Here is a 9,354-nt window from a genome sequence, read left to right on the forward strand (position 1 = left end):
ATGAGAATTATTGGCCTGACGGGCGGCATTGCTACCGGCAAATCCACGGTAGCCCGCATCTTGGAACGCCAGGGGATCCCAGTGGCCGATGCAGATCAAATGGCCCGCCAGGCCTTGGCGCTGGGATCCCCCATCCGCGAGCGGGTCCTGCAGCGCTACGGCCAGGCCATTCAGGATCCCTCGGGAGAGCTGGATCGCCGAAAGTTGGGGCGGATTGTCTTTGCCGATGCCGCCGAGCGGGCCTGGCTAGAGGCGCAGATCCACCCGTTTGTCAAAGCGCGGCTGCGGGAGTTTCTCGAGTTCCACGGGGCGGCTGAGGCTCAGCCCAGTTGCCAACGGTCTCAAGGGCATGGCCCTCCAGCCCTCTGCCTCATGATCCCTCTCCTCTTTGAGGCGGGCATGGAAAACTGGGCCAGCGAGATCTGGGTGGTGATCTGTACCCCTGAGCAGCAGCGGCAGCGCCTGGCCTTGCGGGATCCCCTCCTGACACCGGCAGAAATCGAAGCTCGCCTGGCCAGCCAGTGGCCTTTGGCGGAGAAAGTCCGTCGGGCTGACGTGGTGCTGGACAATTCTGGATCCCTGGCGGAGCTGGAAGCTCAGGCGCACCAAGCGTTGGCTTCCCAGCAACCCCTGGCCTTGCCCCAGCAGGCCGGCTAGAGTAGCGGATGGGGATGGTGGGTTGAGGGAGAGTCAATGCAAGCAACGACTGGCGGCAACAAGCCGGATAGCAGGGCAGAGTCCTGGTGGGCGCAAGCTTTGGCAGCCCGGGAGCAGGAAATCCAGGCGCTGAAGGAGCGTAACCGCCTGTTGCAAAGCCAGATTGACCTTTTGGAGTTGCGCCAAGAAAAGCAACGCCGACAGATTCGCAGCTACGAGGCCGAGATTGAGCAGCTCTACCAAGAAAAGCAGGTGTTGGAGCAGATCCTCCAAGAGCTGCCGCAACTCTATCGGCGCAAGTTGCAGGCCCGCCTGCAGCCCATCCGCGAGCGCATCGCCGCCATTCAGGCAGAAAACCGCCGGCTTAAGCGGGAACTGTACCAGCTCAGCTACCGCCTGCAGGGCATGGATCAATTGGATAAGCCAAGCTGGAAGCTGCCCCTGCCCCCTCTCCTTGGCCGGGGTCGCCGGGATCCCGAAGAGCCGCCAAAAGCTCTGCCGGTTCAGGGAGCCCTCTCTCCGCCTTGCTCTTGAGAGTTCAGCAGCCAGAATAGGAAAGCATCTCGGCCGCACAAGCCCCAAGACGCAGCCGAGGCGCTGCCTACTTGGAGATTTGGAAAATGGCCGCCGCTGGCAGCTATGAGCCCCTGCACCTGAAATACCGCCCGCAGCGCTTTGCCGAGGTGGTGGGCCAAGGGGCAGTCGTGCAGACTTTGGCCAATGCCATTCGGCTGGGGCGGGTGGCGCCGGCTTATTTGTTCTGTGGGCCGCGGGGCACCGGAAAAACCTCCAGCGCCCGCATTCTGGCCAAGTCCTTAAATTGTGAGCAGGGGCCAACGCCGGATCCCTGTCAGGTGTGCAGCCAGTGCCGCGCCATCACCGCCGGCTCTTCTCTCGATGTAGTGGAGATCGACGCGGCCAGCAACACCGGTGTGGACAACATCCGCGAGCTGATCGAGCGGGCCCAGTTTGCGCCAGTAAATAGCCGCTACAAGGTCTATGTGGTTGACGAATGCCACATGCTCAGCAATGCGGCCTTCAATGCGTTGCTGAAGACTCTGGAGGAGCCGCCTCCCCGCGTGGTGTTTGTCCTAGCCACCACCGACCCCCAGCGGGTTCTGCCCACCATCGTTTCCCGCTGTCAGCGGTTTGACTTCCGCCGCATTCCTCTAGAGGAGATGGTGGCCCACCTGGGCAAAATTGCCGCCCAGGAAGGGATCCCCATTACACCAGAAGCCTTGCACCTAGTGGCCCAACTTGCCCAGGGCGGGCTAAGGGATGCTGAACGGCTGTTGGATCAGCTCAGTTTGCTAGAGGGATCCATCACTCCAGAAGCGGTGTGGGACTTGGTGGGGGGGATCCCGGAACAGCAGCTTTTGGATTTGACCGATGCTCTGCTGGCTCAGAACGTAGAGGGAGTGCTGGCCCAAACGCGGCAATTGCTGGAGCGAGGCAAAGAGCCCCTGGTGGTGCTGCAGAGCCTGGCGGCTTTCTACCGGGATCTGCTCCTGGCCAAGACGGCCCCACACCAACGGCAGCTGGCGGCTGTAACGGATCCTACCTGGGCAGCCTTGCAACAGCGGGCTCCTTGCTACTCGCTGGAGATGCTGCTAGCGGCCCAGAGCCACCTGCGCCACTGCGAACCCCAAATTCGCCAGAGCGGACAACCCCAGCTTTGGCTAGAAATTGCCCTTCTGGATCTGCTGGGCCAGCTGCGCCAGGGCGCCGTTCCGCTGCCGCCAATGGAGAGCAAGGGTGGCGAGCCGCTCTCCCCTGCCGATCCATTCCCTCCTCTCTCGCCTGGGGCTGTTGTCGGCCCCTCTGCTGCTGAGAGGAACCTCGATGGGAAAGTTGCCCAAGCTGCCCCAGCCCTCGAAGAGCCACTCGCGTCAGCAGGACAGAGCCCTCAGCCTGCCGCAACAGCCTTCCAGAACCCCCTTTTCCCTTCTGAGGGTTCCCCGCCGCCAACGCCAGAGCCCAAAGTTCGCGATCCGGAGCCTGTCGCTTCCCCTGCCAAGCTGCTGCAGCCTCGCTGGGAGGAGTTTCTCAAGGGCCTCTCTCCCACTACCAGAGCCTTGTTGGGATCTGGTCAGTTGCAGCAAGAGACCCTCGTCCGCCTCAACGGGACAGAGACCTTGGAGATCACTCTTGCTTTCCCCAGCAAGGGCCTGGTGGACAAGGTGCGCAGCAAAGAAGCCGAGGTGTGCTCCGCCCTTTACAACCTGCTGCAGCACCCGGTGCGGCTAAAGCTAGTGGTGCAGCGCCCACCTCGACCGCGTGAGGGGCATGCTGGCCAAGCCTCGGCCCAGGATAAAGCTCCACAACCTCCGCTCTCTCCCTCAAAGCTGGGGAACAGCTCTCCTTCCTCAGATCCCCGTCAGGCGGAGCCCTCAAGCCCATCTCCCCCTCTCAAAAACACTGCTCCAGCCGCGCAAACAGCAAGGCCACCCTTCTACGACCTGACCCACGAGCTGGTGGAGGTGGCCCACCGCTTTGCCGAGCATTTCAGCGGCAGGCTGGTGGATTTGGAAGGGATCCTAGCCACACCCGAAGAGGTAGCGGCAGATCTGTCTGCCCTGGAGGGATCCTCCGACCTGCCCACTGCTGAGAGCTACGGCCTACCGACAGCCCAGGCCCCTCCGGAAGAGGATTTTTGAGGTAGGGGAGCGTGAGGGGCAGTAATCGCTCTGTTGGATTTTGGGGTATTGTCAGGTATCTCCCGTGAAGGGGAGGACCATGACCGAATCTCGCGGAAAAGAAGCTGCCTCGAGCACCCCGCAAATTGACTCCCGGATCCTCAGTCTTTTGGGTAGGACGGCGTTGAAGCTCTTGGCTTGTCTGGTTTGAATTAGGAGTAGGGGTAGCCTATCCCAATGCCTATCTAGGTTGGAGGAGCAAGGAAATGGCCCGCAAAAGGACGATTTTCAAGTTGGTTTGCTGTCTTCTGGGTGGCTGTTTGATCTTAGTGGCCATTGCGTTAGTAAGGTCAAAGATAGACAGACAAGCAGCCTTGAACGCTGAGTATCTTGTAGCTATTTCAGAGGAGATGGAGCAGGTTCGCTTTCAAGACGGCAAATATCGGCGGGGTTCCAGCCCTTTTCAGGAAGGTTTTCTTGTAGCAGAGATTCTAAACATAAAACGTGCTGACCTTAACAGTGACGGCTTCCGGGATACCATTGTAATTGCAGCAACAAATCAAGGAGGATCCGGATTCTGGATAAGCTTGTCAGGGTCGCTGGGCGGTGAAGAAAAAACCATCCTTATAGAGCCTGAGCTTCTTGGCGATAGGGTTGACGTTAGAAGCATTTCAATTGAGCGCGGCTCTAAAGAAAAAGCTGCAGTTTGCTTGGACATGCTTGTTCATGGCCCTAACGATGCCAGTTGTTGCCCTACTCAAAAACAGAGGGCGTGCTTTACACTTACCGGGAAGAGATGGATTCTCATTTCCTAATCCCTTTGGAGTTTCTGCCGACTGCCATCTCACAACTTTCTGGAGAGGATATCGGTAGGAATTCTCTTTCTCGGGAGCTTGCTCTAGCTTTTGCTCAGAAATTGGCCCTCAGGAGGTGCTGCCAGCCAACTAGGAACCTCGAGCAAACTCTACCAAAATAACCGGAATCGGACTGGTTTCCAACACGGCTTGGGAAGTGGATCCCACCAGCACTTGCTCCCAGCCGCGATGGCCCCGCTTGCCTATGACGATGTCGGTTACCTGCCGCTCTTGAGCTAGGGTTACGATGGTCTCTGCCAGGGGCCCCGAAGCCAAGCAAAACTGGTGGCGAATATCTGCCAACAAGCGCTGGGTGAGCTGCTGCAGCTCCTGTACTCCTTTCCCCTGCGGCTCGTCGGTAACATGGAGCACGATCACTTCCCCATCCACCCGACGCGCCAGATCCGCTGCCTTGCGCAGCACCGCCTCGGCTAAAGGTGAGGTGTCCACTGCTGCCAAAAAGCTAACCCTGCCCTGGCTGCCCACCTTGGTGGGATCCACTTCTCCCTTTTCCAGCAGCCGAGGGGCACAAACCTGAGTTAGCCAAGCCCCCAGGGGTGCTGTGGTCAAAATCGACAAGGCCGCCAGAGCAAGGATCGTCTCCCCGCCAGGGATCCCCTGGGCCAAGGGAATGCCGCCGATGGCTGCCTGCACCGTTGCCTTGGCCATGTTACCCGGCAGCAAAAAGAGCCGCTCCCGCCAGTTCCAGTTACTTCCCAGGGTAGAAAGCCACCAACCCAAGCCCCGACCCAACAGCAGGCTCAGGGTCAGAAGCAACAAACCCGGTAGGATCAGGGATCCCAACACCTGCAGATCCAGGGAAGCTCCCAGGAGCACAAACAGCACGATCTCCGCCACTGTCCAGAGGGCGTCGAACCCAACCCGCAGCCGCCGCGCCAGCGGCCCATCCAGCTCGATGAGGAAAAACCCCATGGCCATCACCGCCAGGTAGCCAGAAAAATAGGGCCACACCTGCGGCGCCAGCACCAAGCCCAGCGCCAGGCAGGCTGCCAGCAACACCTCCTGCGTGCTGTTGCGGGCCCAGTTCTGCTGCACCAAAAGCGCCACCAAAACCCGCGCCGCCAGGTAGCCGATGGCCACGCCCAGCAGGATCTCCATCCCCACCTGAAACGGCAGCCACTGCAGCGGCGACAGCTCCAAGCCCAACAGGCGAACGTTTTCTGTAGATCCCTGGCCCAAGAGGCTCAGCAACAAGCTAAAGCCCAGCAGCAGCAGTACATCGGAAAGAGCACTGCCGGTGAGAATGGCATCCGGGATCCCTTTGGCCACCCCCCAGCCCAGGCTTTTGAGGCGCAACATCCCCGGCACAATCACCGCTGGCGACTCCGACCCAATCACACACCCCAAAAGCAGCCCCGTCTCCCAGTCCAGCCCTAGGATCCAGCGGCTTAAGAGCGCCACCGCCACCGCCTCACAGGCTGCCGGCAAAAACCCCAGCCGCAGGGCCACGGATCCCTGCTGGGCCAGCTTCTCGCGATCCAGCCCTAGGCCGGCTTTCATGAGGATGATCGCTACAGCCACCAGGCGCAGATCCCCGGCTGCTGCCAGCACCTCCGGAGACAAGACCTCCCTCAACAGGATCCCGACCAAAATCATCCCCAGCAGCGGCGGCATCCCCAATCGGCCCACGATCTGGCCGACAAAAAAGCCCATCGCCAAAATCCACAACCAACTGCCCAGCATCAACAGAACCTCTCTTTGCCATCTGGCACCAAGGCAGGCTTTGCCAAGCCAAACGTCCTACTGGCGCACCGCCTGATAGCAACTCCCGGAAGGTAGGAATACAGCTCTCCTGCCGCCCCTCTCAAAGCCGAGCGCCACCGCTGTACCTCCTGCCAAGTTTGGATTTTCGAGGTTCTGTTTGAGGACAGCAGGACGTTGCGAGGGGATGGGTAAAGATTTGGTGGCTTCATTCCTAGGGCTGAGGCCTGCTTGCGCTTTTCGAATGTAGACCTTGGCTTGCGGCAGCTTAACTACGTCTGGTTCTTCCCCAGAGACGGAGGATAAAGTAAAGCTTCCAGCTCCTGCAAAGCTCGCTCTAGGTTGTCGTTAACAATCACGTAGTCGAATTCGTCTTTGGCCTCCAATTCCTTGCGGGCCTGCTGCAGGCGACGTTCAATGCTGTCTTCGGAATCTTGGCCGCGCTGGCGAATGCGGCGTTCAAGCTCTTCCAGAGAAGGAGGGGACAAGAAAATGCGAATGGCCTCTGGACACAGTTTTCTCACCTGGCGGGCTCCAGCCAGCTCGATTTCTAGCAGCACATCCTGTCCCCGGCTGAGTTTTTCAAAGACCATCTGGCGAGGGGTGCCGTAAAAGTTGCCTGCATACTGCGCCCATTCCAGCAACTCGCCGGCTTCGACAAGCCTGAGAAACTCCTCGCGAGTGCGGAAGTAGTAGTTGACACCTTCCTGTTCACCGGGACGAGGGGGACGGGTGGTGACCGAGACAGAAAGATACAGCTCAGGGTGGCGCTGGCGCAGGTGGCTGACCAGAGTTCCTTTGCCCACTCCACTGGGCCCCGTCAAAACCACTAGGCGACCGCGAGGAGTAGGAGATTGGGGTGCTCCCTGAGCCTGCCCAACCTCAGGGGAACCTGGCAAGGGGAGGACGGTAGGAGAGGCGGCCATAGCCATCGACAGAGGAAGGCTGGACGGTTGTTTGTTTGCTTTAGGATATCTTACTCCTCTCTTTGCAGGCTGCCTGTGAGGCTTTTACTCAAGTTCCTCCGGCACCCCGACTTTGGCAGTAAGGAAGCGGTTGGCAACGGTTTCCGGCTGAATGGCCGAGAGGATGACGTGTCCTGAGTCGGTGATGATGACAGCGCGGGTGCGGCGACCGTAGGTTGCGTCGATCAACTGGCCTCTTTCGCGGGCATCGCTGATGATGCGTTTGATGGGAGCTGACTCGGGACTAAGAATGGCAATCACACGCCCAGCGGCGACGATGTTGCCAAAGCCAATGTTGATTAGGCGAGTATCCATGGGTGGTGAGCCAATCTAGCGCCTGTCCGGCCAGCAGCCTTCATTCAGGCTAGCAAGTCAAACTGCCGCCTAGCATTGACCAGCAAGGCCTTGCCCTGCAAAGGTTTCTGCTGGGACGGCAAGTTCTCTCAAGGTTGGGTGGGCTGTCGGTTGGTGGAGCTTGGCCAGGACTAGTTCCCTGCTTTGCGGCCCTCAGCCTTCTTCAAGCCGTTCTATGGCTCCTGGAAATTGTCCTCAGAGTAGTAAAGCCTCGTCAATGTCCGCAGCGGTGAGGCGCGGCGTTTTGCCTGGCAACCACTAGAGGCTGGATTAGAGCAGGCCGCTAAAGGTAAAGCTGCCGCTGCCCAGCCGCTCCTGGCGATCGAAAACGCTGATGGTAAGCTGATGGGATCCCGTCTGGGTGACGGTAAAGCGGTTTTGGGTCAGGGTAAGCCCTGTTACCGTACAGGCAGTGGCTCCGACGAAGCAGCCGGGCAATTGGGAAGCGTCGAAAGCCCCCAAGGGGATGAAGTTGCCTAGCGGGGTGGTGACGGCAGCCAAAAAAGCGTTGGATCCGCGGATCCCGGCAGGAGCCTCGACGCGGAAGGAGACGACAAAGGTGGGGGTCTGCCCTACGGGGACAGCACGCGGGGAAAGATCGGTGATGGTGAGGGAGGGAGGGGGTAGGGGAGGCGGTGGGGGCAGGGGGCTACTGCCAGTCGTCTCCCCGCACCCTGCCAAAACAGCACCCAGGAGCAGCAGGGGGATCTGTCTGTCCATGCGCTGCGCAGGCTGCATAGGTTCTCCTTACCTTGAAGTTCAGGTTTAGGGCATCAGAAAAGAAAACCTGGCTGGAAGCAGCTTATTCCCCTTGCAGGAGCCTTTGGCAGGCACTGGCAATGGCCCAGTCTTCCTGGGCTGAGATGACCAGGACCCGCACTGGCGCGTCGTGGGTGCTGATGTCGCAGTTGCGCGGGGATCCAGCATTGAGAACTGGGTCGATCTGGATCCCCAAAAAGCCCAGGTTGGCGCAGGCCGCCGCCCGTACTGGCGCCGCGTTTTCCCCGATGCCGCCAGAGAAGACCAACGCATCCAGCCGATCCAGGCTCATGAGCATGGCCCCGATCTGGCTGCGCAGGCGGTGGATAAAGAGGTTAAAGGCCAGCTCGGCACGGGCATGGCCTGCCTGCATGGCTTCCAGGATAACTCGCATGTCGCCGCTCAGGCCAGACACGCCCTTCAGGCCCGATTCCCGGTTCAAGATCCGGTCTAGCTCCTCCACACTCATCCCCCGGCGCAACTGATGGATCAAAATCCCCGGATCCACCGAGCCGGAGCGGGATCCCATCATCAAGCCCTCTAGGGGGGTATAGCCCATGGTGGTGTCGACGCTTCGGCCCCCGCGAATGGCTGCCAGGGAACAGCCATTGCCTAGGTGGCAGGTAATGAGCTGCAGCTCTTCCAGGGGGCGGCCCAGGATCTCAGCGGCGCGGCGGGCACAGTACTCGTGGTTGATGCCGTGGAAGCCGTAGCGGCGGATCCCTTGCTCGGCCCAGGCGTAGGGAAGAGGATAAAGGGCGGCTGCCGGGGGCATCTGCTGATGGAAGGCAGTGTCGAAGACCGCCACCTGCGGGATCCCGGGCAATAGCTGGCGCATGAGGCGAATGCCCTCAAGAGCAGGGGGGTTGTGAGCTGGGGCCAGGGGGCTTAGCTGTTCGATGGCCTGTTCCACCTCGGGTGTGATCAAGGTGGGCTGGTGGTAGAGGGATCCCCCATGCACCACCCGGTGGCCAATGGCCTTGATCTCAGTCGGCCCTGCCAGCAGGGATCCCTCCCCCTGCCAGAGGCTTTGAAAGAGGGGAGCCAAACCGCTAATGCCGGAGGGAGAGGAAAGGGCGGGAAAAGGCTCCCAGGGACCGCCCTGCCGTCGGACTTGAATCAGGGCCTGGTCGGGCTGGTAGGCAAAGTCCACCTGCGCCTGCCAAAGGGGGGTGGTCTCCACCGTACTCTCAACGGTTGCAAAGAGAGAGGATTTAAGGCTGCTGGAGCCGGCGTTGAGGACCAGGATGGGCACGGGACCCTCCTTCTACCAAAAAGCGCCGTAAGGCCCCGCCTTTGAAGGTGGGGATGTAAGGCGCAGCATTTTATCCAAGGTTTCCCCTGATAAAATTTTTTATCCAAGGTTTCCCCTGATAAACTAGAATCATGCGCGTCAAAGCGCTCCGC

Annotated in this window: 9 protein-coding genes; 4 read left to right on the forward strand and 5 right to left on the reverse strand. The window is 60.1% G+C overall.

Going from position 1 to position 9,354, the window contains the following annotated elements:
• The 4 genes from coaE to NW808_RS09705 all read left to right on the forward strand — a co-directional run bounded on the left by coaE (position 1) and on the right by NW808_RS09705 (position 4,108).
• Positions 1–657 (forward strand): dephospho-CoA kinase, encoded by a 657-nt coding sequence (gene coaE, locus NW808_RS09690; RefSeq protein WP_414421051.1) that lies wholly within the window; start codon positions 1–3, stop codon positions 655–657.
• A 36-nt stretch (positions 658–693) separates the two neighbouring features.
• Entirely contained in the window at positions 694–1,191 is a 498-nt protein-coding gene (locus NW808_RS09695) for a hypothetical protein (RefSeq protein ID WP_414421052.1), read from the forward strand.
• An 86-nt stretch (positions 1,192–1,277) separates the two neighbouring features.
• Positions 1,278–3,314 (forward strand): DNA polymerase III subunit gamma/tau, encoded by a 2,037-nt coding sequence (locus NW808_RS09700; RefSeq protein ID WP_414421053.1) that lies wholly within the window; start codon positions 1,278–1,280, stop codon positions 3,312–3,314.
• 245 nt (positions 3,315–3,559) lie between these two features.
• A complete protein-coding gene (locus tag NW808_RS09705) occupies positions 3,560–4,108 on the forward strand; it encodes a hypothetical protein (protein WP_414421054.1) in 549 nt (182 codons plus the stop codon).
• A gap of 129 nt (positions 4,109–4,237) precedes the next feature.
• Here NW808_RS09705 and NW808_RS09710 read toward each other — a convergent pair whose 3' ends face one another.
• From NW808_RS09710 to NW808_RS09730, 5 genes are all read right to left on the reverse strand, one after another.
• Positions 4,238–5,851, reverse strand: a complete 1,614-nt coding sequence (locus tag NW808_RS09710) for a cation:proton antiporter (protein WP_414421055.1) — start codon at positions 5,849–5,851, stop codon at positions 4,238–4,240.
• 290 nt (positions 5,852–6,141) lie between these two features.
• On the reverse strand, positions 6,142–6,795 hold the full coding sequence (gmk, locus tag NW808_RS09715) for a guanylate kinase (RefSeq protein ID WP_414421056.1): 654 nt from the start codon (positions 6,793–6,795) through the stop codon (positions 6,142–6,144).
• Between the two features lie 84 nt (positions 6,796–6,879).
• Positions 6,880–7,149 (reverse strand): extracellular matrix/biofilm regulator RemA, encoded by a 270-nt coding sequence (remA, locus tag NW808_RS09720; RefSeq protein ID WP_414394807.1) that lies wholly within the window; start codon positions 7,147–7,149, stop codon positions 6,880–6,882.
• Positions 7,150–7,458: 309 nt separating this feature from the next.
• Positions 7,459–7,926, reverse strand: coding sequence for a hypothetical protein (locus tag NW808_RS09725; protein WP_414421057.1), 468 nt, complete (start codon positions 7,924–7,926; stop codon positions 7,459–7,461).
• Between the two features lie 64 nt (positions 7,927–7,990).
• The gene (locus tag NW808_RS09730) at positions 7,991–9,202 is read right to left on the reverse strand and encodes an acetate kinase (RefSeq protein WP_414394810.1); all 1,212 of its coding nucleotides are present in this window, start codon (positions 9,200–9,202) and stop codon (positions 7,991–7,993) included.
• Between the last annotated feature and the right edge of the window lie 152 nt (positions 9,203–9,354).

This window comes from Synechococcus sp. W70.1 (assembly GCF_047461515.1).
Classification (GTDB): Bacteria; Cyanobacteriota; Cyanobacteriia; order Thermostichales; family Thermostichaceae; genus Thermostichus.

Bases quoted from the DNA above. Each gene is read 5' to 3' on its own strand.
- coaE (WP_414421051.1), top strand. From the start codon at position 1: ATGAGAATTATTGGCCTGACGGGCGGCATTGCTACCGGCAAATCCACG.
- NW808_RS09695 (WP_414421052.1), top strand. From the start codon at position 694: ATGCAAGCAACGACTGGCGGCAACAAGCCGGATAGCAGGGCAGAGTCC.
- NW808_RS09700 (WP_414421053.1), top strand. From the start codon at position 1,278: ATGGCCGCCGCTGGCAGCTATGAGCCCCTGCACCTGAAATACCGCCCG.
- NW808_RS09705 (WP_414421054.1), top strand. From the start codon at position 3,560: ATGGCCCGCAAAAGGACGATTTTCAAGTTGGTTTGCTGTCTTCTGGGT.
- NW808_RS09710 (WP_414421055.1), bottom strand. From the start codon at position 5,851: ATGCTGGGCAGTTGGTTGTGGATTTTGGCGATGGGCTTTTTTGTCGGC.
- gmk (WP_414421056.1), bottom strand. From the start codon at position 6,795: ATGGCCGCCTCTCCTACCGTCCTCCCCTTGCCAGGTTCCCCTGAGGTT.
- remA (WP_414394807.1), bottom strand. From the start codon at position 7,149: ATGGATACTCGCCTAATCAACATTGGCTTTGGCAACATCGTCGCCGCT.
- NW808_RS09725 (WP_414421057.1), bottom strand. From the start codon at position 7,926: ATGCAGCCTGCGCAGCGCATGGACAGACAGATCCCCCTGCTGCTCCTG.